The following is a 23497-nucleotide window of genomic DNA, read 5'->3' as shown; positions in this document are numbered from 1 at the left end:
GCGCCGGGTTTCGGCCGCAATCTTGGACTATTCTCCAGCCTCTTCACAATTCCGGCGCAAAAATTCGTGATTGCTCTCATTGACTCCTTTCGGAGCCATCCCTAAATGCTCGTCGCTAGCACTCACCGCAAGGGAGTGCTAACACCTATCCATGTGGGCCACTCCGGTCCGCGAATGTCATTCGATCGAGGGATTAGACAATGGCAAGCACCAACTTCCGCCCCCTTCACGACCGCGTCGTTGTTCGCCGCGTTGAGTCCGAAGCCAAGACCAAGGGTGGCATCATCATTCCCGATACCGCCAAGGAAAAGCCGCAGGAAGGCGAAATCGTCGCCGTCGGCTCCGGCGCGCGCGATGAGTCCGGCAAGGTTGTCGCACTCGACGTCAAGGCTGGCGACCGCATCCTGTTCGGCAAGTGGTCCGGCACCGAAGTCAAGATCGACGGCGAAGACCTTCTGATCATGAAGGAAGCCGACATTATGGGCATCATCGGCTGATCGGCCGACCTGCTTTCCCGAAATGGCTGACGGGCTCTTTGCCCGAACAACTCGAATTCAGGAGTTAAGAATATGGCATCTAAAGAAATTAAGTTTGGCCGCACCGCGCGCGAAAAGATGCTGCGTGGCGTCGACATTCTCGCCGATGCAGTGAAGGTAACGCTCGGTCCGAAGGGCCGTAACGTCATCATCGACAAGTCCTTCGGCGCTCCGCGCATCACCAAGGACGGCGTTTCGGTCGCCAAGGAAATCGAACTCGAAGACAAGTTCGAAAACATGGGCGCCCAGATGGTCCGCGAAGTTGCTTCGAAGACCAACGACATCGCCGGCGACGGCACCACGACTGCAACCGTTCTTGCCCAGGCGATCGTTCGCGAAGGCAACAAGGCCGTTGCCGCCGGCATGAACCCGATGGACCTGAAGCGCGGCATCGATCTTGCTGTTGCTGACGTCGTGAAGGATCTCCAGGCCAAGGCCAAGAAGATCTCCACCTCGGAAGAAGTTGCACAGGTCGGCACGATTTCGGCCAATGGCGACAAGCAGGTCGGTCTCGACATTGCTGAAGCCATGCAGAAGGTCGGCAACGAAGGCGTCATCACGGTTGAAGAAGCCAAGACCGCCGAAACCGAACTCGAAGTCGTCGAAGGCATGCAGTTCGACCGCGGCTACCTCAGCCCCTACTTCGTGACCAACCCGGAAAAGATGATCGCAGACCTCGAAGACGTCTTCATTCTCCTTCACGAGAAGAAGCTCTCGAACCTGCAGTCGATGCTCCCGGTTCTCGAAGCTGTCGTTCAGACCGGCAAGCCGCTCCTCATCGTCGCTGAAGACGTCGAAGGCGAAGCCCTCGCTACGCTCGTCGTCAACAAGCTGCGCGGCGGCCTGAAGATCGCTGCCGTCAAGGCTCCCGGCTTCGGCGACCGCCGCAAGGCCATGCTCGAAGACATCGCCATCCTGACCGGCGGCACTGTCATCTCTGAAGATCTCGGCATCAAGCTCGAATCCGTCACGCTCGACATGCTCGGCCGTGCCAAGAAGGTTTCGATCTCCAAGGAAAACACCACGATCGTCGACGGTTCGGGTGCCAAGACCGACATCGAAGGCCGTGTTGCCCAGATCAAGGCCCAGATCGAAGAAACCACCTCCGACTACGACCGCGAGAAGCTGCAGGAACGCCTTGCCAAGCTCGCTGGCGGCGTTGCCGTCATCCGCGTCGGCGGCTCGACGGAAGTCGAAGTGAAGGAAAAGAAGGACCGCATCGACGACGCGCTCAACGCGACCCGCGCTGCCGTTCAGGAAGGCATCGTCCCCGGCGGCGGTATCGCTCTGCTCCGCTCCTCCACGAAGATCACCGTCAAGGGTGCAAACGACGACCAGGAAGCCGGCATCAACATCGTTCGCCGCGCCCTGCAGTCGCTCGTTCGTCAGATCGCTGAAAACGCAGGCGACGAAGCCTCGATCGTTGTCGGCAAGGTCCTCGACAAGAACGAAGACAACTACGGCTACAACGCCCAGACATCCGAATATGGCGACATGATCGCCATGGGTATCGTCGACCCGCTCAAGGTCGTTCGCACGGCGCTGCAGAACGCTGCTTCTGTCGCATCGCTGCTGATCACCACCGAAGCCATGATCGCCGAACTGCCGAAGAAAGAATCGGCTGGCGGCGGCATGCCGGGCGGAATGGGCGGAATGGGCGGTATGGACATGATGTGATCGGCGAAAGCCATCACTGACTACCATTCCGGCATCCGGAACAGGAAGGGCGGCTCTCGGGTCGCCCTTTTCTTTTGGCCAATGTGATTCGATGCGCGGCGGGCGTGATTGGTATAGCCGATGACACGTGCGCCCAGTTCCCTATTGCAGGCCCCGGGCGCGAAGCTTGCCCCAGGCTTACGCTGCCTGCCTCTTTCTCAGCCCACCGACATGCGAGAGATCACGGCGTTGCGGCACGATTTCCGACCTGACGCAGAGTGAAAACGTTTGCAAAGCTCGCAAAGATGATCCTCCCATGCCAATTCTGGCGAAATAGGTCGAAGATGCAGGCACCCCCGGAAATGAAGCCGATCCGAATACCCCTTAAAAAGCCGTTGCCGTTTGTCCAAAAGCCCCTATAAATCCGCGCTGCAATTAAAGCGCGCCCGGCGATAATTTTTCGCCAATAGACGAGGCCGGAGCGCGGAAGGCGATGCGTGAACGTTCGGCTTCGAAGGGCTCCGGTTACGGAGGCCAGATAGCTGTGGCAATCATCGCCAGATGAAGCGCGAGCATCATGCCCGCTGCCGCGTGATCCTGTTTCTTTGTGTTTGCCGAGCGTGCGGCGGGAGCCGCATCCGAACGGGGGAACGCCTTGTTTAAGATCGCCAGAGCCAATGCAGCCGTACCTTTGACGCCCGGCTCGTTTGATGACGCCAATCAAAATCATGAGATGTTGGCGCAGTTTTCCGTTTCCGAAGCTTGGACTGGAGATTTTTCGAGCGGGATGCTCCGTCTCGGCGAATGGAGCGCGATGCTGCACGGCCTTGCCGCACAGGAATGCGGGCTCTTAAGCCTGATCCGCTGCTACGACGCCAAGGAGCGCAGCCACATATTGGAGCTGTTTGAGCAGGCGGCGACGCTCTGCTCCTCCTTCTGTTTTTCGACGACGATCGTCATGCCGAACGGCTTTCGCCAGCCGCTGTTCTGCATGGGCGAGTCGAACGGGCTTGAGCAGAAATACAGCGGCAGCATGGTCGGCGTCTTCGTCTTTCCGCGCTTCAAGCTGGAAGGCACAAAGCAGATATCAAGCCGGCGATAAGCCGGACATCAAGATAAAAGGCCGCCTCGAGGGCGGCCTTTCTACTTTCCAGCGATCCGTCCGTTACTCCGGCTTGACCGGTATGTTGAGGCCCCTGGCACTTGCCGGACGGGCGATGCAGCGCTCCAGCCAATCCGAGACGGCAGGGAATTTCGCATATTCGAGTACCTCGCGGCCGCCATAAAAGATATCGGCGCCGCGAACCCAGGTGAAGGTGGTGATGTCGGCGATCGTGTATTGATCGCCCATGATCCACTGACGACCTTTCAGCCGGTCATCGAGCACGCCGAGCAGCCGTTTGGATTCATCGCGATAACGTTCCACCGGGTAGGTGTTGTTGGCGACCTTGTCGGCGGCGAATTTGTGGAAATGCCCGAACTGGCCGAACATCGGGCCGATACCCGCCATCTGGAAAAACACCCATTGGATGGTTTCGTAGCGGCCGGCGGCATCGGCAGGGATGAGCTTGCCGGTTTTTTCGGCGAGATAGAGCAGGATGGCGCCGGATTCGAAAAGGCCGATCGGCTTCCCGTCCGGACCGTTCGGATCGATGATCGCCGGAATGCGGCCGTTCGGATTGAGAGATTCGAATTCCGGCGATTTCTGCTCGTTGGCGGCGAAGGAAATATAATGCGGCTCATAGGCGAGAGCGAGCTCTTCGAGGGCGACGGAGACTTTCACCCCATTCGGCGTTTGCAGGGAATAGAGCTGGATGATATCGGAATTTCTAGCCGGCCAGCGCGTCGTGATCGGAAATGCGGAAAGATCTGCCATCGGATTCTCCATGTTATCAGCCGACCATAGGAGACGAGGCTTCACAAAGGCAAGCGGGGGACGGCCAATGCATGTCGCCCAAAAGTGCGCAGCGGTTTTGGGACAACGACATGCATGACAACAAAAGATCCAACCGCGTCGCATGAATCCGGTCGAAGGCGACGCGCTTTGGAGATCGTTCCATATTAGTGAACGAAGTGTCCCCTTTCGTTTATCTTTCCACAACGCAAGAAAAGAGCGACATAGAGGCATCCGAGGTCGAACCGGTGCCGGGGCACCAAGATCTCCTAAGTCCTTGAAACGGAGACAACGTCCATGTCGAACAACGTCATCATCCTGATTGCCCGTATTCTTCTGTCTTTCATGTTCATCCTTTCCGGCTTCATGAAGCTCACCGATCCTGCCGGTACTGCGGGCATGATCGCCGGTGCCGGCCTGCCGGCAGCAACCCTGCTGGCCTATGTCGCAGGTCTTTTCGAACTGCTGGCCGGCCTTGCGGTTCTCACAGGCTTCCAGGTCCGCATTGCCGGCTGGCTGCTCGCCGCCTTCTGTGTCTTCACGGGCATTGCCTTCCACCTGCCCTACGCGAGTGGCACGGAACTCGTGAACATTCTCAACCAGATCATGGTCATGAAGAATATCACGCTGGCCGGCGCGTACATACTGCTCGCCACCGTCGGTGCCGGCGCCTACTCGCTCGACGCCCGCCGCGGCGCTTACGCAACTGCCTGACACCAGCAGACATCCTCCCAGAAACAGAAAAACCCGCCGTCATCCGACGGCGGGTTTTCTTATGCCTTGGCGGCCGGGATATCAGAGGGCGGCGCGCACCGCCTCGATGATGGCCTGCACAGCGGGTTCGCCGGCATGGCTTTCCTTGCGGGCGCGCACGAGGCAGGCCTGAGAATGCAGGATGACGCCGTCCTGGAGCACCTTCAGATGGTTGGCGCGCAGCGTCGAGCCGGTGGAGGTGATATCGACGATGATATCGGCCGAGCCGGACGCGGGAGCGCCCTCGGTGGCGCCCAGGCTTTCGACGATGCGATAAAGCTGGATGCCGTGCTGGCTCGAAAAGAACTGCTGGGTCAGCCGCCAGTATTTGGTGGCGATGGCAAGGCGCCTGGAGTGGCGGGCGCGGAAATCAGCGGCGACATCGACGAGATCAGCCATGGTGTCGACATCGAGCCAGATCTCCGGCACGGCAACGACGACATCGGCATGGCCGAAGCCGAGGCGGGCGCAGAATTCGACGCGCTTGTCGACTTCGGCAAAACCTTCCCGCATCAGATCTTCGCCGGTGACACCGAAATCGACGGTGCCGTTGCCGATTTCACGGGAGATTTCGGAAGCCGAAAGGAAGGCAACTTCCACATCATCCCAGCCTTCGACGCGGCCGCGATAGGAGCGATCGTTACCAACAGCCGAGATCGTCATGCCGGCACGTTCGAAGATCGCCGAAGCGTCCTCCTTCATCCGGCCCTTGGAGGGAAGCGCGATGGTGATGGTCATGCGGCTACCCTTTCGGTTTCGATGCGGTCGAGCCAGAAGGAGAAGCCGACGGCCGGGATGCGGTCCGTCGCACCGAGGAAGGTCAGGAGCCGGTCGAAGCGGCCGCCGCCGGCGAGCACCGCGGTCGAGCCTTCCACCGTCACCTCGAAGACGAGGCCGGTGTAATAATCGAGCGGCCGCCCAAAGGCGGCGCGGTAGTCGAGGCAGGAAAGATCGACGCCGGCATTGGAAAGTGCTGCAACGCGGCCATTGAAGCGGGCAAGCGCGTTGCCGAGTTTCAGGCCGGCAGCATCGGCGAAACCGGAAAGGGCCGCGGACGCATTGATAAGCGGCACGTCGAGCGACAGGAACTCTTCCAGCACATGGAAGGCCGCATCGTCGAGGCGCGTTTCGGACAGGATGAGCTTTTCCTTGAGCCTTCGGGCGATCTCCAGGGCCGAGCGGCCGGCATTCGTCGAATAGCCGGTCTTCTGCATCTCCCGCTCGAGATGGGCGACCAGCGCCTGCTCGTCGCCCGATGCGACAAGCCTGGCAATATCGTCGTCCAGCCCGGTGACGAATTGCGGGCTGACGAGGCTGGCAAGCAGTGCTTCCAGCTGCGTCATATTGCCGAAGGCGTGGATCAGGCGCTTCTGCCAGCCGAGCGGCAGGCCGAGCGCCTGGACGACAGCCTCGAACACCGCCTGGTCGCCCAATGTCACGGCTAAGCGCCGGCCCGGCAGCAGGCGGGCGAGAATGCCGGTGGCATCGCCGATGGCGCGGGCGTCGGCATTCGACAGGTCGATATCGCCGAGATCCTCGATGCCTGCCTGATAGAATTCGTTGGCGCCGTCGCGGCGCTGGCGGAAAACCTCGCCGAGATAGGCATAACGCTTCGGCGTGCCGGTCGCCGTCTCGATGTGGCGCAGACAGACGGGGATGGTGAATTCGGGACGCAGGCAGAGGCTGGCGCCGGTTTCGCTCTCCGTCATAAAGATGCGGCGGCGCAGATCTTCGCCGGCGATATCCAGGAAAGGTTCGGCCGGCTGAATGACAGGCGTATCGATGCGCTCGGCGTTGCGCGCGTCGAATTCGGCAAGCAGGTCGTTGGCAAATTCGGGGAGGTTGATCAGAGGCATTCGGGCCTCCGAACGATAGGCAAAGAGCGTATCGGAAATGCCTCAGACATTGCCGCCTGCCCTTTTCCGATCCTCGGCCTGCGCGGCAAGGATTTCCTTCACCTTGGCGACGAGGTCGGCTTCCGGCGCAGTCTCCTGCGCCACGCGCGCTTCGCGCCAGCTGGCATTGTCTTCGATCTCGCCGGAGAGCCGCTTGCCTTCGATCAGATCCTTGATCTGCACGACGCCTTCGGCGCGCTCGTCGCCGCCCTGGATGATGGCGACGGGGCAGCCGCGGCGATCGGCATATTTCAGCTGGTTGCCGAACTTCTTCCAATTGCCCTGGAACATTTCGGCGCGGATGCCGGCGGCACGCAGCTCCTGGGTCATCCTTTGATAACGGCCCATCGCCTCGACATCGCCGTCCATGACGGTCACCAGCACCGGCTCGATGACCTCACTCGCGCCGAGCTTGCCGAGGTTCTTCAGCGCCGCCATCAGCCTGGAGACGCCGATCGAAAAGCCCGTTGCCGGAACCGGCTGGCCCATGAAGCGGGAGACGAGGCCATCATACCGACCGCCGCCGCCGACCGAACCGAAGACGACTTTTTCGCCCTTTTCATTGGTGACGTCAAAGGTGAGTTCGGCCTCATAGACCGGCCCGGTATAATATTCGAGACCACGGACAACGGAGGGATCGATCTTGATGCGGTCAGGGCCATAGCCGGCGCTGGTGACGAGTGCTGCGATGAAATTCAGCTCCTCGACGCCCTCGCCACCCCTGGAGGTTCCCGCAACCAGCTCGGCGAGGCGTTGAGCGCTTTCGGCATAATCCTTGATGCCGACGAAGAATAGCACCTTGTCGATCTGCTCCTGGTTAAGCCCGGCGCCCTTGGTGAAGTCGCCGGATTCATCCTTGCGGCCGGAGCCGAGCAGCAATGCCACGCCCTCCGGGCCGAACTTGTCGAGCTTGTCGATGGCGCGCAGCACGTTCAGCCGCTGGCCGGCCTTGTCGTCGCCGCCGAGACCGATTGCCTCGAGCACGCCGTCAAGGACCTTGCGGTTGTTGACGCGGATGACATAGTCGCCGCGCTTGATGCCGAGGGCTTCCAGCGTATCGGCCATCATCATGCACATTTCGGCATCGGCCTGCACGCCCGGCGCACCGACGGTATCGGCATCGAACTGCATGAACTGGCGGAAGCGGCCGGGGCCCGGCTTCTCGTTGCGGAAGACGTAACCGGCGCGATAGGTGCGATAGGGCAGCTGGATCTCGTTGAAATTCTCGGCGACATGACGGGCGAGCGGCGCCGTCAGGTCGTAGCGCAGCGACATCCACTGCTCGTCGTCGTCCTGCAGCGAGAAGACGCCCTCGTTCGGCCGGTCGCTGTCAGGCAGGAACTTGCCGAGCGCATCGGTATATTCGAACAGCGGCGTTTCGAGCGGATCGAAACCATAATGCTCATAGACTTCCCGGATCTTTGCCGTCATCTCGTTGACGGCGCGGATATCGCCGGCCGTCCGGTCGACGAAGCCGCGCGGCAGGCGGGCCTTGAGCTTTTGCGGTTTCTTCTGCTTGTCGTTCATTTCCGGGAATTCCGCTGACTGTGACAGTGGCGGTTTCCTAGCGGATTGGGCGGGGAGCGGCAAGGGCGAAGGGTCTTGATCTCAAAAGCATTTCCGTTTTTCTCCGGGTCACGGAAATGCTCTATCTCTCTGTTTTCACGGAATTCCGGACGCAAAACCGCTGCGCACTTTTGCTGGAATTGCTTTAGACCGGAATCGATTGAACGAAGAGGCAGCCATCAGAAATGCGGATATGCTCATGATCACCGAGGCGCTTCTCTATGCCGCGACCTTGCCGCTGACCGGCAAGCCGCATCGAAAGTTCATCCGCTATTCCGTCAATCTCTGGTCGCGGGCCAGGCGCTGCGCCGGGGATTGGGCCGAACATGAGGAGATGAGCCGGAAGGCGATCCTGGCCGCGGCCGCCGATCTCAGGCAGAAGCGGACCGCCGTCGTGCTCGGTTCCGGCCTGTTGCGCGATGTGCCGATCGGGGCGCTGGCGCGAGATTTCGACACCGTCGTTCTGGTCGATCTCGTTCATCTCGCCTCGGTGCGCCTGTGGCTGTCGGCCAAAGGCTATCGCAATGTCCGGCTGATCGAGCGCGATCTCTCCGGCTACGACGATCTCGCCGCCGGCCGCGAGCCCGAACCGCTCGGCTTCCTGCGTTCTGTGCCCTATCTCGATCTGGTGGTTTCCGCCAACCTCTTGTCACAGATCGGTCGCGGTGTGAAACGGCGCCATGAAGCTGACGCCGGGCGAATGCCCGAAGACACGGTGGAAAGGTTGATCGCGGCACATCTGACCGGGCTTTCCGGGCTCTCCTGCCGCAGCTGCCTGGTGACCGACATCGCCTATGCCCTCATCGACCGCAACGAGAGGACGCATGAGGAGGCCGACCTGCTGCATGGCGTTTTGCCGCCGCCGGCAAAAGCTACCTGGACGTGGCCGGTGGCGCCGCTCGGCGAAGAGAGCAAGGATTATAGGATCGAGCACAAGGTCATTGCCGCCTGGTGATCAGGATGTGACCGTCGTTCGGCTTGGCTTCTATCCGGCCTTCGCCTATAAAACAGCATGCGCACGCTCGCTCTCATCACGATGTTGCTCGGCTGGCTGGTCTACAGCGCCATGTCCGCATGGGCAGGCTGTCCGACATGCGCGTCGATGAATACGCCCGTCGCTGTCGAAACCGGCAGCATGCACCATGAGATATCAGGCATGAATATGCCTGGGGCGGCTGATAAGGCCGATCCGTTGAAAGACCCGTGCGCCACCGGTAATTCCGCGCATATGCCGCTTTGCGCCGCCTGTCTTCTGTTGCCACCGGCGGTGACGGTCATGGGCGGCGGAAAGTCCATCTTCGGCTATCCCGCCCCGGCGCTTGCCCGCGCCCTCGATGACGACAAGCCGACACCGCAGCCGCCGCCTCCCCGACTGTTCTGACACCACTACTATCCACGCCAATCGGGAGGCCCAGCCGCCCGGCAAACCTATTGTCAGACAGAGGAAGGAACTCTCATGTCTCTGAAAATCATCGCCCTCACCGCAATGCTCGCCATCATTGCCGCTCCGGTCCTTGCCGAAGACAAGCCGATGGATATGAGCAAGCCGATGGGCAACCACGATGCGGCAAGCCACGCCTTCAGCGAGGCGAATGCCAAGATGCACAAGGATATGATGATCGAGTATAGCGGCAATGCCGATGCGGATTTCGTCCGCGGCATGATCCCGCACCATCAGGGCGCGATCGATATGGCCAGGATCGAGCTTCAATATGGAAAAGATCCCGATATCCGCAAGCTCGCCGAAGCCGTCATCAAGGCGCAGGAAGCCGAGATCGCCGAGATGAACGCCTGGCTCAAGGCCCACGGCAAATAATCGATCGTTGATGAAAAGGGGAACGCCGGAAATGTCAGGCGTTCCCCAAGACTATGTTGGCGAGGTCAGTCCTTCGGCTCGAAATCGGTCGGGCGGCGGCCGGCGCCCTGTCGCGCCAGCATCCAGCCCGGATATTCCGGAGCAAGCGCGCTCACCTCGTCGAGCTTCCTCATATCGTCTTCATCGAGCTTCAGCTTGACGGCGGCAAGGTTCTGGTCGAGCTGATCGACCCGCTTGGCGCCGATGATGACTGTGGTGACGAAGGGCTTGGCGAGGATATAGGCGAGCGCCACGGTGGCGACGCTGACGCCGTGCTTTTCGGCGACTTCGCGCATGACGGCGACGCAGGCCCAGGCCTTGTCCTTGTCGACGGGCGGGAAATCGAAACTAGCGCGGCGGCCTTCGCCGTTGCCGGGGGCGCCTGGACCATACTTGCCCGAGAGCAGACCGCCGGCGAGCGGCGACCAGACCATCAGGCCGAGCTTTTCTTCCTGCATCATCGGCACGATGTCACGTTCGAGATCGCGGCCGGCGATGGAGTAATAGGCCTGCACGGTTTCAAAACGGGCAAAGCCGCGGCGTTCGGAGAGGCCGAGCGCCTTGGAAATGCGCCAAGCCTGCCAGTTGGAGACGCCGATATAGCGCACGAGACCACGAGAAACGAGATCGTCGAAGGCGCGCAGCGTCTCCTCGATCGGCGTCACCGTATCGGTCGCGTGGATCTGATAGAGGTCGATATGATCGGTCTGCAGGCGCTCGAGGCTCGCCTCGACCGAATCCATGATGTGACCGCGCGAGGCGCCGCGGTCGTTCGGCTTGTCGCCCATGACGCCGTAGACCTTGGTGGCAATGACGACGTCCTTGCGCTTGATGTCGAGGTTCTTCAGCGCCTGGCCGAGCAACCTTTCGGACTCGCCGGATGAATAGACGTCGGCCGTGTCGATGAAATTGACGCCTGATGCAAGCGAGCGCTCGACGATCCGGTCGGCGGCATTCTGATCGACGTCGGCGATGGCGCCCCACATACTGCCCTGTTTGGCTTCGCCGAAGGTCATCGTGCCCAGGCAGATTTCCGAGACGAAAAGTCCCGTATTTCCGAGTTGATTGTAACGCATGGTGGAAAAATTCCTTTGTGTCTGCCGCAAGAGGGACTTGCGAACTGCTGAACTTCATTTTTTGATTATTGGCCCGCATATGACAGGCACAGCCGTGGCTGGCTGCAAGGTGAGGCGATTTTCATGTAGTGCGGCGGCGGCGCTTTTCAACGCCGACGCGCAGCGCTGTAAAGCCGGAATGCCCTTGTCTCGACACAGGCATCCGATAGATTGCCGGCCATATTTCCAGAACAGGATGATTTTAGGCCGGGTCGGCCCAAAATCTGAATCCTGTTCTAATTTTATTAGCAAGAGCATGATGTCGTCCGAAAACCGCTCACACTTTTCGGCATCATGCTCTCGAGGTGCGCATATGGCGACGCGACCATTGACCACGATCGGCTTCGATGCCGATGATACACTCTGGCAGAACGAACAATATTACCGACTGACGGAAGCGCATTTCACCGGGCTTCTTGCCGATTTCGCCGAAGGACCGAAGATTTCCGAACGGCTGCTGGAAGCCGAGAAGCGCAACCTTCGCCACTACGGCTTCGGCATCAAGGGTTTCACGCTGTCGATGATCGAGACGGCGATCGAAATCACCGAGGGCAAGATTCCGGCTGGCGTGATCGCCAAGATCCTCGATACCGGCCGCGAGCTCCTCTCTCATCCCGTCGAAACCATGCCGCATGTGCGCGACACGCTGGAGGCGCTTGCCGGCAAATACCTGCTTGTGATGATCACCAAGGGCGATCTCTTCGATCAGGAGCGCAAGCTTGCCCAATCCGGGCTCGGCGACTTCTTCGATGCCGTCGAGATCGTCTCCGACAAGACGGCCGTCACCTATCGCCGCATCTTCGCCAAGGTCGGCGACGGGCCGGAGCGGGCGATGATGGTCGGTAATTCGCTGAAATCGGACATCGTGCCGGCGATCGCCGCCGGCAGCTACGGCGTCTTCGTACCGCATGAACTCACCTGGGTGCTGGAACATGTGGACGAGCCGAAAGAGGCGCCGCGTTTCCGCAAGATCGACCACCTTGGCGAATTGCGCGACCTGATCGACCGCCTCTCATAAGCTGCGCTTGCAGCTCTTACCTCATTGCTTGGCAGGCGCCTTCGGAAACAGCGACGGGCGCTCCGGCTCGGCGGCCGGTTTCGGCTGCTGCGGGGCAGCCGCCAGCGGCTCGATCAGGATGCTGAACGGAGCGCCGAGGCCGCGGCGCGGCGAGACCTTGGAATAATAGGGGCGCAGCAGCCAGGTGGCGTTTTCCTTGATCGTCGTCTCGAAGCTCATGCCGTCTTCGTCGGTGCCGAAGAAGGCCTCGTCATCGGGTTTCGACAGGTCGAAAATCGCCAGGAAGGCAAATTTGCTTTTCGTCGAAAAGCTGACTTTCAGGTGCTGGCCGGCGCGCACCGGCAACGTGTAGACATGGCCATTGCCGAACTTCGTCCAGCCCTTCAACTGCATGGTGACGGCCGGGAATTGCAGCTTCTCCAGCTTCTCACCGGGATCGAGCTGCGGCGTCTGCGCCATGGCGGAGACGGTCAGGAGGAAAAGGGCCGCGGCGGCGATCAGTGTTCTCACGGGATGATCTTTCATGGGCGAACCAGAGCGGTGCGCATCGCCTCGACCTCGGGCCGGCAGAAGCAGCCTTCCAGATGATCGTTGACGAGACCCATCGCCTGCATGAAAGCATAAACTGTAGTCGGGCCGACAAAGGTCCAGCCGCGTTTCTTCAGATCCTTCGAAATGACCACCGATGTCGGCGTCGTCGGATTGGCGACGATATGCTCGCGGTCGACCACCACCGGTCTCTCGTTATGGCCGGGCTCGTAGCGCCAGAAATAATGAGCGAGCGAGCCGAATTCGTCCCGGAGTTCGATCGCGCGCATGGCATTGTTGATGGTCGAGACGATCTTGCCGCGATGGCGGATGATGCCGGCATCGCCAAGGCAGCGAGCGACATCCCCTTCGCCGAAGAGGGCGACCTTTTCGAAATCGAAACCGGAAAAGGCGGCGCGGAAATTCTGGCGTTTGCGCAGGATGGTCAGCCAGGAAAGGCCGGACTGGAAGCCTTCGAGGCAGATCTTCTCGAAGAGGCGGATATCATCGGTGACAGGGCGGCCCCATTCCTCGTCATGATAGCGGAGATAATCGGGCAGATTGGCGTGCCAGTGGCAGCGGCTCCTGCCGTCCTCGCCGATGATGATGCCTGTCGCGCTCATGATCCTTCATTCTGCGGGGATCCGCTTCGTTCTCTGCTCATGATTCCGGCTTTACCATTTGCAAACCGTCTTTCCAAACCGAACGGTAACCCTGACGAAAAGTTTATCCGATCGGTCGGCTTTTCGTGAATCGATCTTTACCATTCGCTGGCGGATTGGGTGGCAGCGTCTTTCCCGGGCGGAACATCTCCGCCCGGGCGGACATGTCCCGCCAGCGCATTTTCGGTCATTTGTAGAGAGTTCGTCCGATGATGAAACAGCTTGTTCTTGCCGCAGCCCTTTTCGGCATTTTCTCCACGGCCGCCCTTGCAGACGACCGCTACGCCACCCGCCCGCCGGTCGTTCTCAGCCCCGATCTGACCGCACCCTGGATCAACCAGTTGGGCGGTGGCACGGTTCGTCCCGTCGTCTACCAGCGGACGGTCATCCAGCCGCAGCAGCGCGGCCTTTTCCAGCGCCGTATCATCCGCCGGGCGCCGCAGGTGTCACCGCAGACCGTTTCGGCGATCAATCCCGGCATCCCGTCGATCCGTCATCCGATCGAACCGCAATACCTGCCACAGATGGTCGACTACGACACGCAGGAAAAGCCCGGCACGATCGTCATCGATACCAACAACCGCTTCCTCTATCTGGTCATGCAAGGCGGCAAGGCGCGCCGCTACGGCGTCGGCGTCGGCAAGCCGGGCTTCGAATGGGCAGGCGCCCACAAGATCACCCGCAAGACCGAATGGCCGGATTGGACGCCGCCTTCCGAGATGATCAGCCGCGAAGCCGCCAAGGGCCATTACCTGCCGGCACGCATGGACGGCGGGGCGGAAAACCCACTTGGCGCCCGTGCCATGTATCTCGGCTCGACGCTTTACCGCATTCACGGCACCAACGCCCCCTGGTCGATCGGCAGCGCCGTCTCCTCCGGCTGCATCCGCCTGCGTAACGAAGACGTCGTCGACCTTTACGACCGCGTCAATGTGGGAACCCGCGTCATCGTCATCTAACGGCGGCGCAATACTTTCAGCCCCGCGCGTCTTTTCGAGAGCCGCAAAGGGCGCTGTAATCCTTTAAATTGCTGCATAATTTTTCCTTAAGTCGATTCCATCCGCCGGGCCGCGCAGGGGAAAATTCCGCGGGAAAAAGGAAGAACGGGTCGACGATCACATGAACGCCTACCGCATCGGCGATAACCCGCCGCTGACGCTGGCCATCGTGCTGACGGATGAATTCTGGGCGATGGTGGGCCCGAATGTCCCGGATGGCGCATTGCTCCCTGCTTCAGCGCGACGAGGTCGCCGTGATCGACCGAAAAGCGGCATCCGCGCTAATCACGGCCGGCAGCTGATCGACATCGCGAAGCACCGCGGCGCCGACTTTCTCTCCGACAGGATCTTCGAGCGAAGCGACGGCCGGCTCGTCGCCGTGACGGAATGAGCCTGCAACGTCGCCCACCGTTGATCCGGAAGACCTCCATGCCCGCTGAAGGATGGGAACCGCCCATGCTGGAACTGCGCATCGACCCCTTCCCCTCCGCCGCGGACCTGAACGCGCTCTTTTTCGCCGCCTGGGACAGCAGGCAAGGCCGGGATTTCACCCCCATCCTGTCCCGCAGCCTCGCCCACATCGGCGCCCATCAGGTCGACCGGATCGTCGGCTTCGTCAACGTCGCCTGGGATGGCGGCATCCACGCCTTCATCCTCGATACATCGGTCCATCCCGACATGTAGCGGCAGGGGATCGCAACGCGTCTGGTCAAGGAAGCAACGCGGGTTGCGCGGGAGCGCGGCGCCGAATGGCTGCATGTCGATTTCGAGCCGCACCTGACCGGCTTCTGCCACGCCTGCGGATTTGCCCCGACGGAGGCGGGCCTCATCAAGCTCGTGCGAGGTCCGAACAAGTCGAAGCCAACACCAACCTGCGATAGTGACGCAAATGGTCGCGCGGCGCAGACTACGGAAGAACCCGCTTAAAACACAATTTTTGCGAGATAATGTCACCCGAAAATGAAAGATAATACTATTTACGACACCAGAGTGTGGCTTTGAGTTCTCAAATTAAATTCGTTTCCCTAGTATTTAATCCTTAGTTTTTCATTAAAAAAGCGATGAAACGACACAATTTTGCATTGAAAACTTATTCGGGGATTGGCATAGATCCCCAGGGGGTTGTCGTCCGTTGAAGCTGCAAGAACAGTTCTACTGAGGATTTCTCATTTTCATAGAATACAACGCATCTTTTTGGAAAGTTTAATATGGCCTTGAATATTCTGAACACGAACGGCGCAACGATCACCAAGACCGGCGCTGAGTTCGAAGCTTACGACATCATCCGCCACTCTGCCGCCACTCCCCTCGCCGCCGTCACCCTCGCCGTCTCGGATTCCGGCGTGGCAGACCTGGCCGACGAACTGGGCTCGGTTTCCGCAAGGGTGACGGGCTCGAGCAGCGGCAGCACGATCACGACGGGCGCAGGCAACGACACGCTATTGGGTGGTGACGGGGTAGACACGCTGAATGGCGGCGCCGGCAATGACTTCATCAATGGCAATGGCGGCAACGACAAATTGATCGGCGGCGCCGGCAACGATACAATCGTCGACGGTGGTTCCGGCTTTCTGCCCGGACCCGGCGGCCGGGTGCCGGAAGTCTTGGACATCGATGCGGGCGACGGAGACGATGCGATCACCGTGCAGGTATCCGCTTCATTCGTGACCGGAACAATCGATGGCGGTGCCGGGATCGACACGCTGCAGGCCTTGTCGCTTAGTGGCCTGACGATCAAGAACGTCGAAATCCTTGAAACGACGGGATATCCGGTTAGCGGTTCGAGCGCGCAGTTCGAAAGCTTTGACAAGATCGTCTGGTCGAACAATCCGGCTTACAACTATAACCCCTCATTGGTGTTGACGGACAGCGCCCACCTGGATCTTTCAGACGAACTGGGTATTCGCGGAGCGTTCATTACCGGCTATGCCGGTGTTGACGTCAAGACCGGCGGCGGCGACGACGAGTTTACGGGCAGCGACGGCAACGACATTTTCGACGGCAGTGGCGGCAACGACATCATCAATGGCAGGGCCGGCAACGACAGACTGACCGGCGGCGGCGGCAACGACGTGATAAATGGCGGCGCCGGCATCGACACGGCGGTCTTCTCCGGCAATTTCGCCAACTATTCCTTCGCGACCGGCAATGGCAACCATATCCTGACGAGCGCGCTGGACGGCACGGACACCCTGACAGACGTTGAATTGGCGCGCTTTGCCGACGGTCTCTACAGTTTTGCCACGCAAACCTTCACGCCTGGCATCGAAACCCCGCCGAATCCGGCTTTGAATGTCCTGGATACGCACGGTGCCACGATTACCAAGACTGGCGCCGAGTTCGAAGCTTACGATGTCATCCGCGACTCCGAAATCAACCCTCTCGTCGCGGTCACCCTGGTCATCTCGGATTCAGGGACGGTAGACCTTGCCGACGAACTGGGTTTGGTCTCCGCAAATGTGACGGGATCAAGCGGCGACAATGCGATCACGACAGGCGCAGGCAACGACAGAATCAATGGCGGTGACGGCGCAGACACGCTGAACGGCGGCGCCGGAAACGATCAGATCGTTGGCGGAGATGGTAATGACACGCTGAATGGCGGCGATGGCAACGACCACATATTCGGCAATGCCGGAAATGACGTCATCCGAGGCGGCGCGGGCAACGATACGATCTCCGATGGTGATTCTGGCGGCCGTATTCCTGAGGTCTTCGACATCAATGCGGGCGACGGCGACGATGCAATTGCCTTGCAGGTATTCTCATCGCAGCCTGCCGGAACAATCGATGGCGGCGCCGGGATTGATAGTCTGCAAGCCCTTGAGCTAAGGGGCCTGACGATCAAGAACATCGAAGTCCTCGAAACGGTGGGAAATTGGGTTTCCGGTTCGAGCGCGCAGTTCGAAAGCTTTAACAAGATCGTCTGGTCGACTGATCCGGACCACAATTTTAACCCCTCACTGGCATTGACGGACAGCGCCCACCTCGATCTTTCCGACGAACTGGGAAATCTCGGGGCTTCCATCATCGGCTACGTCTCCGGCATTGACGTCAAGACCGGCAGCGGCAACGACGAATTTACCGGCACTGACGGCAACGACATTTTCGACGGCAGCGCCGGCAACGACATCATCAATGGCAAGGCCGGCAATGACAAATTGACCGGCGGCGCCGGAAACGACACCATCAACGGCGGCGCCGGCACCGACACGGCGGTCTTCTCCGGCAATTTCGCCAATTTTTCCTTCGCATTGAACAACGGCGATCACATCCTGACGAGCGCGCAGGAGGGTACGGACACGCTGACAGACGTCGAATTCGCGCGCTTTGCCGACGGCATCTATGACTTTGCCAAGGGAGCCTTCAAGCCCGATAGCAGCAATGCCGCACCGACCAATATCCAGCTGTCGAAAACCGCCCTGTCCGAGGACACCCCGATCTGGACGACGGTCGGCCTCCTCAGCGCCCATGACGCCGACGGTGACAAGCTCACCTATACGCTGCTCGATGGCGCCAACGATCACTTCCGGCTGAAGGGCGACCGTATCGTCACCTCCAAGGCGTTCGACTACGAGACCGCCAAGTCGCACACGATCAAGGTGGCAGTCTCGGACGGCAAGGTCACCGTGGAAAAGGACATCACGATCAACGTTCTCGACGTCAACGAGGTGCCGATCAACAAAGCGCCGACCAATCTCGCCTTCTCGCGCAGCTCGGTCTCCGAGAATATCGCGATCGGCACCTCGGTCGGGCTTCTGTCGGCACGCGATCCGGAAGGCGGCACGGTAAAATGGCGGCTGACGGATGATGCGGACGGCATATTCAAGCTCGTCGGCAACAAGATCCAGACGAAGGCGGCGATCGATTTCGAAAGCCACCACAGCCTGACCTTCACCGCCGAAGCCTATGACGCGGCCGGCAACGTCACCAGCCACGATTTCACGCTGGCCGTGAAGGACGTCTTCGAGCCGTCCTTTGCGCTGTCGCATGAGGCATTGATCTAACTGCGACTGGATTCCAGCGGCGCAGAGTTGTGTCGTGACCGACATAAACACAGAGGTGGGGCTTGCGGTTAATGCAAGCCCCAACGAAAGTTGTTTAGGGTTCTGATCGTCTATGGATACGTTGCGGAGGGATAGGTCGGCTCACCTCTCCTCCTTCACCAAATCAGTTTATGCGTTGATCTGCATTATTTCATTTTGGTGTCGCACGGCGTCCCTTACACGGGCGTTTGCGATAGTGATGATCTTGCGCATGATGGCAGTGAGAGCGACGCGCTTAGTTTTTGCGGCCTTGAGCAGGGCCTTGTAGGCGACAGCGAGGGGATTGTCGCCGCGGCAGGCGGCAAGTGCGGCGATGAAGAGCGCCGGTCTGATCTGGCGCCGTGCGCCGGTGGTGCTGCGGTGCCAACTGTCTTTGGGATGCGGGGCGACACCGGCAAGGCTTGCCACCTGGCGGCGGTTGAGGGTCCCGAGTTCGGGCATGACGGCTAGGAGCAGCGGCCCCAAGACCGGGCCGATGCCCGGCACCGAGCGCAGCTGTTCAGCCCGCAGTGCCAGATCGCTGCTTTCGCCGATCAGAGCATCGATCTCGGCATTGAGGGCTTCGATATGGCGCTCCAGTTCGGCGAGATGATCGCGAATATAATCGGCGATCAGGCGGCTGCGCGGGGCCTTCAGGCGGTTCTGCTCCTGCACCCGCATGGCGGATGAGGTCGAGACGAGCTTCTGCTGGTTGGGATCGACCGGCTGCCAGCGGGGCAGTGTGGCGGCGCGGTCGCGACGATAACGTGACAGCCATCGCGCATCGATCGGATCGTTCTTGGCGCGCTTGCCGAAGGATTTGATATAGGCCTTGACCTTGGCGGGATCGGCGCGGTGGGCAGGAATGGCCAGTTCCAAGAGCACGCCGATCAGGATGTCCTCATTGCCGCCGGTGGCCCCGAACACGGCGAGCGTGGCAGTGCCTTGGACGGCTGCAGGGCGGTGCGAAGGGCATCGGCATTATTGGCGATGGTCTGGGTGTAGCGGCTGTGGCCGTCGCACAGGGTGACGGTGTTGCGGGAGACGTCCAAGGGCGAGGACGCACTGGATTTCGGCAGGTTCTGTCATCATAATCGAGTTCCATGCTTCGAATTGTCTGCGGGCGTGTCCCACGGGTATCCCATTCAAGTCAGCAAGCGATACGAAGCTGGAGCGGCAAAGTCCCTTCATGAGGTCGGTTGTTGACCTGTACGGGCGCGTCGTCGCGCGAACCCCGGGATGGCCATCCCGGGGTTCGATCCCAGCTTCCCAAACATTAAAGCATGGATTTGAGAGACAATTCCTGTGCTTGTCATAGGAATCCAGCCACGGCGCGTCCGCGCCGTGAATAACTCTGCGGCAAGAAAGAAACTCTCTTGCGCCCCCTGGGGGACCGGCCGCACTGGATTCTGGGGGATAAATTATGCAGTAGGAGCCGCAAGAACAGCCCGCTCCCCTTCTCCAAAATTGCTGTATCCGGCCACGCCGATCTTGAATCGGGCAGAAGTTCATGTAGCTTCGAGCGGATTTGCTTGAGGGGAATCGATCATGATCAAACTAATGCCGGGTCTGGCTGCTGCCGGACTTGTCCTGTCCTTGATGTCTACATCCGCCTTTGCTGCACCCGCGGGCTCCGCGTCCGACAATGCACGGCGCCCGGCGCAGATCGTGCGCGTTGCGCAGATGCCGAAATACGTGAAGCCACAGTTCAAGCGCAAGAAAGTGCGCCTGGTAACGACGGAAGCCGCCGGCACCGTCATCATCGATACCAACAACAAGTATCTCTACCTCGTCGAGGGCAACAATCGCGCCACCCGCTACGGCATCGGCGTCGGCCGCGACGGCTTCGGCTGGTCGGGGGTTGTCAAGATCGGCCGCAAGGCCGAATGGCCGAGCTGGACACCGCCGGCCGAGATGCGCCGCCGCGAAGCCGCCAAGGGACATATGATTCCTGCTTTCCAGGAAGGCGGCGAGGACAATCCACTCGGCGCCCGCGCCATGTATCTCTACCAGGGCGGCCGCGACACGATCTTCCGCATCCACGGCACCAATCAGCCCTGGACGATCGGCCTCAACATGTCTTCCGGCTGCATCCGGATGATGAACGAGGATGTGTCGCATCTCTACGATCGCGCGCCCGTCGGCACCAAGGTGATCGTCATCGGCCCCGGCAACAGGCAGGGCAAGGTGGCGTTCGAGGACAGGGGCATCGACGTGCTGCGCACGATGTTCGGCGGCTGAGCAACACTTACGAAAAAAATGAAAGGCGCATTTTGACGCGCCTTTTGTTTTGCTTAGACTTTGCGGCCGAAAGCTGGCAGACCTGCCTAAGAGTCGACACATTTATATCGGGGCTATTCTATGACATATGCGCTGCGTTCCTCCGCTTCCCTGCTTGCGGGCATCGCGTTTTTGACAATCTGTTCGGCAGTTTCCGCTTCGGCGGAAGATCTGCAATTCTCCATCTACGGCGGCTATCAGACCGCGCCGCACAGCGGCGTCGATCTTTCCGACGGCACGCATTTCACCGCTGGCTGGGAAGGCAAGTCCTTCGGCAGCCCGCCTTATTACGGTGGCCGCGTCACCTGGTGGCTTGAGAACTTCAACAAGCCGAACTGGGGTATCTCGCTCGATTATACCCATGACAAGGTCTATGCCGACGACGATACGCTGGCCAAGACCGGCTGGTCGCATTTCGAATTCACCGACGGCCTGAACCTCATCACGGTGAACGGTCTCTACCGTTTCCAGGATCCGACCCGCCGCTGGACCCCCTATCTCGGCGCCGGTATCGGCGTGAACATTCCGCATGTCGAAGTGATTCGCCCCGAGGGTAAGACCTGGGCCTATGAATTCGGCGGCGTGACGCTGCAGGCCCAGGCCGGCGTCGACTTCAAGGTGACCGAGCGCTGGTCGACCTTCGTCGAATACAAGGGCACCTATTCGCGCATCGACGTTCCGATCGACAGCGGCGTGGACCTGAAGACCAACATCTTCACGAATGCCGTCAACGTCGGCGTATCGTTCCACTGGTAAATAAATTTCGGCTGTGGCGTTAGAGCGGTTCAGCGCATAGAAGCGCAGAACCGCTCTAACCTTTTATTGTTACGCAATTTCCGGCAAAACCGCTTCGCACTTTTCCTGAAATTGCTCTATTTGGTGCCGCAGCTGACCTTGCCCTCGACGACATAGGGTTTTTCACCGCCTTCGATCGTCAGGGAATAGCTGCCGCTGAAATTTGCCGCCGGCTTGCCGCGTTCGCCGGCGACAACCACGAGATCCAGCGTTGCGCCGTTGGTGTCATCTTCGCCGCCGTCGAAGACTTCCATGAGCAGTTCGCCGTTACGCGACCAATGGTTGGTCAGGTGCTGTGATTCGAAAACACGCTTTCCGAACACGGCCTCTTGGGCCGGATCCTTGACGATCAGCGCGCCGCGGAAATGGTTGAGCTTGTGGCCGGCAGCGCTTTCGAAACCGCTTTCGAGCGTGAAGCGCGCTTCCTTGTCATCGGCGGAACAGAAAAGACGACTGTCAGCATGGGCAGTGTCTGCCGCACCGAGCAGTCCCGCAAGCACAATCATTCCACGCCACATCGCTCAATCTCCCGAGACGGCGTCCTTTGCGGCTCTCGAAAAGATGCGCGGCGCTGTCATAGGTCTCAGCCTAACGGCAAACCTGTTAATTTTTCCGGCACAGCGCCGCCATAAGCCCAATCGAGAAGCTCGACCGTATGCAGGATTGGCATGCCGGTACCGGTGGCGATCTGGGTGATGCAGCCGATATTGCCGGTGGCGATGATATCGGCCTTGGTGGCCTCGAGGTTCTTGACCTTGCGCGCCTTCAGCGTGGCCGATATCTCCGGCTGCATGATGTTGTAGGTGCCGGCGGAGCCGCAGCAAAGGTGGCCTTCGGCCGGATCGCGCACCGTAAAACCCGCCGCTTTCAGCAATTGCTTCGGCGCCAGCGTGATGCGCTGGCCGTGCTGCATGGAACAGGCGGAATGATAGGCGACCGTGATGCCCTTCGGCATGTGTGCCGGCAGGTAGAGGGTTGCCAGATATTCGGTGACGTCCTTGGCCAGCGCCGAGACCCTGGCCGCCTTTGCGGCATAGGCGGAATCGAGGCGCAGCATGTGGCCGTAATCCTTGATCGTCGTGCCGCAGCCCGAAGCGGTGATGATGATCGCGTCGAGGCCCTGCCCGTCGATCTCGCGCATCCAGATATCGACATTGGCGCGCGCACTTTCGAGCGCCTGTTCGGCGCGGCCCATGTGATGCACCAGCGAGCCGCAGCAGACCTCCCCTTCCGGCAGCACGACCTCGACGCCAAGCCGCGTCAACAGCCGGATCGCCGCCGCGTTGATGCCGGGATCGAGCACCGGCTGGGCGCAGCCGGAGAGGATCGCCACCCGGCCGCGCCGTTCCGTCTCGGGCAGGTAGCTGCCGGGTTTTGCGAAGTCCGAAGCGGCCGGGATCCGCCGCGGCGCAAGCGCCAGCATGGCGGCGAAGGGCTTCAGCGCGCCACCCCGCATCAGACCGGCGAAGGGCCGGCCGAGGCGGGCGAGATTGAGCGCCAGGCGGAAACGGCCGGGATAGGGCAGCACAGCGGCAAGGATGGCGCGCGTCAGCCGGTTCATGAACGGGCGTTTGTAAGTCTTTTCGATATGGGCGCGGGCGTGATCGACCAGATGCATGTAATCGACGCCGGAGGGACAGGTGGTGACGCAGGCAAGGCAGGAGAGACAGCGGTCGATATGGGTGACGACCTCTGCATCGGCGGGCCGGCCGTTTTCCAGCATGTCCTTGATCAGGTAGATGCGGCCGCGCGGGCTGTCGAGCTCGTTCCCGAGCGTCACATAGGTGGGACAGGTGGCGGTGCAGAAGCCGCAATGAACACATTTGCGCAGAATCTGCTCGGATTCGGCGACATCAGGGTCGAGGAGCTGGGTCGGGGTGAAGTTGGTTTGCATCTAGCGGGATCCCCCATGGGTATTGGA

23 protein-coding genes and 2 pseudogenes are annotated in these 23497 nt (G+C 60.4%); 14 read left to right on the top strand and 11 right to left on the bottom strand.

Features of this window, described 5'->3' with window-relative positions; genetic code table 11:
* Window positions 1-200: 200 nt before the first annotated feature.
* Window positions 201-497, top strand: coding sequence for a co-chaperone GroES (gene groES, locus CUJ84_RS02620; protein WP_003545797.1), 297 nt, complete (start codon window positions 201-203; stop codon window positions 495-497).
* Between the two features lie 72 nt (window positions 498-569).
* Complete coding sequence (groL, locus tag CUJ84_RS02615; RefSeq protein ID WP_012756206.1) at window positions 570-2213, top strand: chaperonin GroEL; 1644 nt, start codon at window positions 570-572, stop codon at window positions 2211-2213.
* 220 nt (window positions 2214-2433) lie between these two features.
* Here the strand turns inward: groL and CUJ84_RS37830 are convergent, their stop codons facing one another.
* Window positions 2434-2922, bottom strand: a complete 489-nt coding sequence (locus CUJ84_RS37830; RefSeq protein WP_158686897.1) for a hypothetical protein — start codon at window positions 2920-2922, stop codon at window positions 2434-2436.
* Between CUJ84_RS37830 and CUJ84_RS02610 the strand changes: the two genes are divergently transcribed.
* The gene (locus CUJ84_RS02610; RefSeq protein WP_105005075.1) at window positions 2848-3294 is read left to right on the top strand and encodes a hypothetical protein; all 447 of its coding nucleotides are present in this window, start codon (window positions 2848-2850) and stop codon (window positions 3292-3294) included. The two genes, CUJ84_RS37830 and CUJ84_RS02610, sit on opposite strands and share 75 nt — an antisense overlap.
* A 63-nt stretch (window positions 3295-3357) precedes the next feature.
* On the opposite strand, the gene CUJ84_RS02605 is transcribed toward CUJ84_RS02610, so the two are convergent.
* Window positions 3358-4068, bottom strand: a complete 711-nt coding sequence (locus CUJ84_RS02605; RefSeq protein ID WP_105005074.1) for a glutathione binding-like protein — start codon at window positions 4066-4068, stop codon at window positions 3358-3360.
* A 315-nt stretch (window positions 4069-4383) separates the two neighbouring features.
* Between CUJ84_RS02605 and CUJ84_RS02600 the strand changes: the two genes are divergently transcribed.
* Entirely contained in the window at window positions 4384-4800 is a 417-nt protein-coding gene (locus CUJ84_RS02600; RefSeq protein ID WP_017993060.1) for a DoxX family protein, read from the top strand.
* Between the two features lie 81 nt (window positions 4801-4881).
* Here the strand turns inward: CUJ84_RS02600 and hisG are convergent, their stop codons facing one another.
* From hisG to hisS, 3 genes are read right to left on the bottom strand one after another with little or no spacing between them, the layout of a single operon-like run.
* A complete protein-coding gene (gene hisG / locus CUJ84_RS02595; RefSeq protein ID WP_105005073.1) occupies window positions 4882-5577 on the bottom strand; it encodes an ATP phosphoribosyltransferase in 696 nt (231 codons plus the stop codon).
* A complete protein-coding gene (locus tag CUJ84_RS02590; protein ID WP_105005072.1) occupies window positions 5574-6695 on the bottom strand; it encodes an ATP phosphoribosyltransferase regulatory subunit in 1122 nt (373 codons plus the stop codon). The genes hisG and CUJ84_RS02590 overlap by 4 nt, the downstream gene beginning before the upstream one ends.
* A gap of 42 nt (window positions 6696-6737) precedes the next feature.
* Window positions 6738-8261 (bottom strand): histidine--tRNA ligase, encoded by a 1524-nt coding sequence (hisS, locus tag CUJ84_RS02585; protein WP_105005071.1) that lies wholly within the window; start codon window positions 8259-8261, stop codon window positions 6738-6740.
* A 232-nt stretch (window positions 8262-8493) separates the two neighbouring features.
* Here hisS and CUJ84_RS02580 point away from each other — a divergent pair, with 232 nt between their 5' ends.
* From CUJ84_RS02580 to copM, 3 genes are all read left to right on the top strand, one after another.
* Window positions 8494-9255: a hypothetical protein gene (locus tag CUJ84_RS02580; protein WP_199788763.1), complete on the top strand. Its 762-nt coding sequence runs from the start codon at window positions 8494-8496 to the stop codon at window positions 9253-9255.
* Between the two features lie 57 nt (window positions 9256-9312).
* The gene (locus tag CUJ84_RS02575) at window positions 9313-9681 is read left to right on the top strand and encodes a hypothetical protein (protein ID WP_105005069.1); all 369 of its coding nucleotides are present in this window, start codon (window positions 9313-9315) and stop codon (window positions 9679-9681) included.
* Between the two features lie 75 nt (window positions 9682-9756).
* On the top strand, window positions 9757-10116 hold the full coding sequence (copM, locus tag CUJ84_RS02570; protein ID WP_105005068.1) for a CopM family metallochaperone: 360 nt from the start codon (window positions 9757-9759) through the stop codon (window positions 10114-10116).
* Window positions 10117-10181: 65 nt separating this feature from the next.
* Here copM and CUJ84_RS02565 read toward each other — a convergent pair whose 3' ends face one another.
* Entirely contained in the window at window positions 10182-11231 is a 1050-nt protein-coding gene (locus CUJ84_RS02565) for an aldo/keto reductase (protein WP_105005067.1), read from the bottom strand.
* Between the two features lie 352 nt (window positions 11232-11583).
* Here CUJ84_RS02565 and CUJ84_RS02555 point away from each other — a divergent pair, with 352 nt between their 5' ends.
* Entirely contained in the window at window positions 11584-12288 is a 705-nt protein-coding gene (locus CUJ84_RS02555) for an HAD family hydrolase (RefSeq protein ID WP_105005065.1), read from the top strand.
* A gap of 21 nt (window positions 12289-12309) precedes the next feature.
* Here the strand turns inward: CUJ84_RS02555 and CUJ84_RS02550 are convergent, their stop codons facing one another.
* Together CUJ84_RS02550 and CUJ84_RS02545 are read right to left on the bottom strand one after the other, a co-directional pair.
* Window positions 12310-12813 carry a hypothetical protein gene (locus CUJ84_RS02550; protein WP_105005064.1) on the bottom strand — a complete coding sequence of 168 codons (504 nt, stop codon included), beginning with the start codon at window positions 12811-12813 and terminating at the stop codon, window positions 12310-12312.
* Window positions 12810-13439 carry a DNA-3-methyladenine glycosylase I gene (locus CUJ84_RS02545; RefSeq protein WP_105005063.1) on the bottom strand — a complete coding sequence of 210 codons (630 nt, stop codon included), beginning with the start codon at window positions 13437-13439 and terminating at the stop codon, window positions 12810-12812. The genes CUJ84_RS02550 and CUJ84_RS02545 overlap by 4 nt, the downstream gene beginning before the upstream one ends.
* 248 nt (window positions 13440-13687) lie before the next feature.
* Here CUJ84_RS02545 and CUJ84_RS02540 point away from each other — a divergent pair, with 248 nt between their 5' ends.
* The 4 genes and pseudogenes from CUJ84_RS02540 (at window position 13688) to CUJ84_RS02525 (ending at window position 18483) form a co-directional block, all read left to right on the top strand.
* Complete coding sequence (locus CUJ84_RS02540; protein WP_105005062.1) at window positions 13688-14437, top strand: L,D-transpeptidase; 750 nt, start codon at window positions 13688-13690, stop codon at window positions 14435-14437.
* Between the two features lie 160 nt (window positions 14438-14597).
* Entirely contained in the window at window positions 14598-14867 is a 270-nt protein-coding gene (locus tag CUJ84_RS02535; protein ID WP_245457512.1) for a hypothetical protein, read from the top strand.
* Window positions 14868-14932: 65 nt separating this feature from the next.
* Window positions 14933-15316: pseudogene (locus CUJ84_RS02530) on the top strand (GNAT family N-acetyltransferase); the annotation flags it as partial.
* Window positions 15317-15684: 368 nt separating this feature from the next.
* On the top strand, window positions 15685-18483 hold the full coding sequence (locus CUJ84_RS02525; RefSeq protein WP_105005061.1) for a metal-binding protein: 2799 nt from the start codon (window positions 15685-15687) through the stop codon (window positions 18481-18483).
* A 168-nt stretch (window positions 18484-18651) separates the two neighbouring features.
* Here CUJ84_RS02525 and CUJ84_RS02520 read toward each other — a convergent pair.
* Window positions 18652-19593, bottom strand: a pseudogene (locus CUJ84_RS02520) (IS110 family transposase).
* A gap of 456 nt (window positions 19594-20049) precedes the next feature.
* On the opposite strand from CUJ84_RS02520, the gene CUJ84_RS02515 reads away from it, so the two are divergent.
* Together CUJ84_RS02515 and CUJ84_RS02510 are read left to right on the top strand one after the other, a co-directional pair.
* Window positions 20050-20742 (top strand): L,D-transpeptidase, encoded by a 693-nt coding sequence (locus CUJ84_RS02515; RefSeq protein ID WP_105005059.1) that lies wholly within the window; start codon window positions 20050-20052, stop codon window positions 20740-20742.
* 120 nt (window positions 20743-20862) lie between these two features.
* Window positions 20863-21537 carry an outer membrane protein gene (locus tag CUJ84_RS02510; protein ID WP_105005058.1) on the top strand — a complete coding sequence of 225 codons (675 nt, stop codon included), beginning with the start codon at window positions 20863-20865 and terminating at the stop codon, window positions 21535-21537.
* A 116-nt stretch (window positions 21538-21653) separates the two neighbouring features.
* On the opposite strand, the gene CUJ84_RS02505 is transcribed toward CUJ84_RS02510, so the two are convergent.
* On the bottom strand, window positions 21654-22094 hold the full coding sequence (locus CUJ84_RS02505) for a hypothetical protein (RefSeq protein ID WP_105005057.1): 441 nt from the start codon (window positions 22092-22094) through the stop codon (window positions 21654-21656).
* A 65-nt stretch (window positions 22095-22159) separates the two neighbouring features.
* Entirely contained in the window at window positions 22160-23470 is a 1311-nt protein-coding gene (gene glcF, locus CUJ84_RS02500; protein WP_105005056.1) for a glycolate oxidase subunit GlcF, read from the bottom strand.
* Window positions 23471-23497 lie beyond the last annotated feature (27 nt).

Source organism: Rhizobium leguminosarum (assembly GCF_002953715.1).
In the GTDB taxonomy this organism is placed as follows: Bacteria; Pseudomonadota; Alphaproteobacteria; order Rhizobiales; family Rhizobiaceae; genus Rhizobium; species Rhizobium leguminosarum_V.
This window is presented reverse-complemented; position numbering and strand designations above follow the sequence as displayed.

Bases quoted from the DNA above. Each gene is read 5' to 3' on its own strand.
- hisS (WP_105005071.1), bottom strand. From the start codon at position 8,261: ATGAACGACAAGCAGAAGAAACCGCAAAAGCTCAAGGCCCGCCTGCCG.
- CUJ84_RS02550 (WP_105005064.1), bottom strand. From the start codon at position 12,813: ATGAAAGATCATCCCGTGAGAACACTGATCGCCGCCGCGGCCCTTTTC.
- CUJ84_RS02535 (WP_245457512.1), top strand. From the start codon at position 14,598: ATGAACGCCTACCGCATCGGCGATAACCCGCCGCTGACGCTGGCCATC.
- copM (WP_105005068.1), top strand. From the start codon at position 9,757: ATGTCTCTGAAAATCATCGCCCTCACCGCAATGCTCGCCATCATTGCC.
- CUJ84_RS02540 (WP_105005062.1), top strand. From the start codon at position 13,688: ATGATGAAACAGCTTGTTCTTGCCGCAGCCCTTTTCGGCATTTTCTCC.
- CUJ84_RS02545 (WP_105005063.1), bottom strand. From the start codon at position 13,439: ATGAGCGCGACAGGCATCATCATCGGCGAGGACGGCAGGAGCCGCTGC.
- CUJ84_RS02510 (WP_105005058.1), top strand. From the start codon at position 20,863: ATGACATATGCGCTGCGTTCCTCCGCTTCCCTGCTTGCGGGCATCGCG.
- CUJ84_RS02565 (WP_105005067.1), bottom strand. From the start codon at position 11,231: ATGCGTTACAATCAACTCGGAAATACGGGACTTTTCGTCTCGGAAATC.
- glcF (WP_105005056.1), bottom strand. From the start codon at position 23,470: ATGCAAACCAACTTCACCCCGACCCAGCTCCTCGACCCTGATGTCGCC.
- CUJ84_RS02590 (WP_105005072.1), bottom strand. From the start codon at position 6,695: ATGCCTCTGATCAACCTCCCCGAATTTGCCAACGACCTGCTTGCCGAA.
- groL (WP_012756206.1), top strand. From the start codon at position 570: ATGGCATCTAAAGAAATTAAGTTTGGCCGCACCGCGCGCGAAAAGATG.
- CUJ84_RS37830 (WP_158686897.1), bottom strand. From the start codon at position 2,922: ATGATTTTGATTGGCGTCATCAAACGAGCCGGGCGTCAAAGGTACGGC.
- CUJ84_RS02525 (WP_105005061.1), top strand. From the start codon at position 15,685: ATGGCCTTGAATATTCTGAACACGAACGGCGCAACGATCACCAAGACC.
- CUJ84_RS02575 (WP_105005069.1), top strand. From the start codon at position 9,313: ATGCGCACGCTCGCTCTCATCACGATGTTGCTCGGCTGGCTGGTCTAC.
- CUJ84_RS02555 (WP_105005065.1), top strand. From the start codon at position 11,584: ATGGCGACGCGACCATTGACCACGATCGGCTTCGATGCCGATGATACA.
- CUJ84_RS02505 (WP_105005057.1), bottom strand. From the start codon at position 22,094: ATGTGGCGTGGAATGATTGTGCTTGCGGGACTGCTCGGTGCGGCAGAC.
- hisG (WP_105005073.1), bottom strand. From the start codon at position 5,577: ATGACCATCACCATCGCGCTTCCCTCCAAGGGCCGGATGAAGGAGGAC.
- CUJ84_RS02600 (WP_017993060.1), top strand. From the start codon at position 4,384: ATGTCGAACAACGTCATCATCCTGATTGCCCGTATTCTTCTGTCTTTC.
- CUJ84_RS02515 (WP_105005059.1), top strand. From the start codon at position 20,050: ATGATCAAACTAATGCCGGGTCTGGCTGCTGCCGGACTTGTCCTGTCC.
- groES (WP_003545797.1), top strand. From the start codon at position 201: ATGGCAAGCACCAACTTCCGCCCCCTTCACGACCGCGTCGTTGTTCGC.
- CUJ84_RS02580 (WP_199788763.1), top strand. From the start codon at position 8,494: ATGCTCATGATCACCGAGGCGCTTCTCTATGCCGCGACCTTGCCGCTG.
- CUJ84_RS02605 (WP_105005074.1), bottom strand. From the start codon at position 4,068: ATGGCAGATCTTTCCGCATTTCCGATCACGACGCGCTGGCCGGCTAGA.